This is a genomic window from Streptomyces sindenensis (assembly GCF_014649035.1).
In the GTDB taxonomy this organism is placed as follows: domain Bacteria; phylum Actinomycetota; class Actinomycetes; order Streptomycetales; family Streptomycetaceae; genus Streptomyces; species Streptomyces sindenensis.
The window spans coordinates 1-755 of sequence record NZ_BMSG01000091.1 but is presented as its reverse complement, the minus strand read 5'-3'; the positions used below and the strand labels follow the sequence as shown (position 1 = coordinate 755).

General features: G+C 68.3%; 1 protein-coding gene. It reads left to right on the top strand.

Features of this window, described 5'->3' with window-relative positions:
* Positions 1–56: 56 nt before the first annotated feature.
* Positions 57–755, top strand: a 699-nt coding sequence (locus IE145_RS33170) for a transposase family protein (protein ID WP_189529124.1), incomplete at its 3' end; no start/stop codon positions are given.

Sequence of the window (755 nt, the reverse complement as noted above, 5' to 3'; positions counted from 1 at the left end):
CCCCGCGCTGTTGATCGAGATGTCTGACGTCTCAACAACACTGCTCGGGAGCCTCGTTGGTCATCCATCCTGCCGCACTCGACCTGCCGCATGCACTCGTGGAGTGGGTCACCATGCTGATCGTCACCCGTGAGGGCGACCGCCGCTGCAAGCTCCGTCCGTCCCAGCGCGCGATGGTGGCACTGGTGTACCTGCGCGAACACACCACACTTGCGAAGATCGCCGCCGGGTTCGGGATCAGCGAGTCCACCGCCCACGCCTACACCAGCACGGTCGTCGACCTGCTCGCCGCACGTGCACCGGGCCTACTGAAGACGCTGCGCGAGCACGAGCCCGACTTCGTCCTGCTCGACGGCACCCTCGCCGAATGCGACCGGGTCGGCGACGGCCGGGCCGACTACTCCCACAAACACCGGCGCCATGGTGTGAACGTGCAGGTCGTCACCGATCCCGGCGGCCGGCTGCTGTGGCTCTCGCCCGCCCTGCCGGGCCGCACCCACGACCTGACCGCCGCCCGCACTCACCGGATCATCCGGATCTGCGAGCGCCAAGGCGTCCCGATCCTGGCCGATCTCGCCTACCAGGGCGCCGGCCTGTGGCTGACCACCGGCATCAAACGCAGGCCCCTGCAGGAACTCACCCCCACCGAAAAGTCCCGCAATCAGGCACTGGCCGCAGCGCGAGCACCCGTCGAACGCGGTGTCGCACGACTGAAGTCCTGGCGCATCTTCCGCAGGTCCCGATGCAGCCCCAAC